Origin of the sequence: Candidatus Bartonella washoeensis Sb944nv, assembly GCF_000278135.1 — a bacterium.
Taxonomy (GTDB): Bacteria; Pseudomonadota; Alphaproteobacteria; order Rhizobiales; family Rhizobiaceae; genus Bartonella; species Bartonella washoeensis.
Map to the genome: position 1 here is coordinate 5,720 of NZ_JH725022.1, position 693 is coordinate 6,412.

The 693-nt window shown below is 40.8% G+C and carries 1 pseudogene; it reads left to right on the forward strand.

What is annotated here, in order from left to right:
- A pseudogene (locus tag MCQ_RS00015) lies at positions 1-693 on the forward strand (hypothetical protein); the annotation flags it as partial.

A 693-nucleotide genomic window follows, 5' to 3' on the forward strand; every position in this document is an offset into this window, starting at 1 on the left:
CAACTCTATTTTGTGAGTAATGTATTGTCTAGTTATTTGGGGGGTGGGGCTGGATACAAAGACGGTCAGTGGAGTGCTCCTGCTTTCAAGATAGCACAATTGAGTGCCGATGGTAGTGTTGGTGAAGAGAAAGAGTATAACAATGTTGCCAGTGCTTTTTCTGGTTTGAATAGTTCTTTCACGAACCTTAATCAGGAACTTCTTGATGTAAAGAACAGTCTTGTTGTTACGCAGGAAGATGAGATCAATCTGTTCAGAATTGATGATAGTGGTCTTCACCTTGGTAAGTTAGCAGGAATGATCCATATTGGTAAGGGAAGCGGTGGAAATGAAATCAGCGTTTTGAATAAAGACAATGCTAAGAGGAAAATTTCTGGTGTCGCGCCTGGTAATCTTTCTGTAAACTCCAGCGATGCCATCAATGGTTCTCAACTTTATTCGATGAGCGATAACATTGCGACATATTTTGGCGGTGGTTCCTCATTTAATGGCACCTTTACCGGACCGACTTATAAATTATCTCAGATTGATGTCGATGGGAATGTAAAACGGGCTCAATTTAGCGATGTTGGGAGCGCGTTTACTGGTCTTGATACGAATGTCAAGAATGTGAACACGCATCTCACAAATGAGGTCAAGAAGTTTGATCAAAAGATCACGAATATTAGTCAAAAAGTTCAAGATGATGCCTTG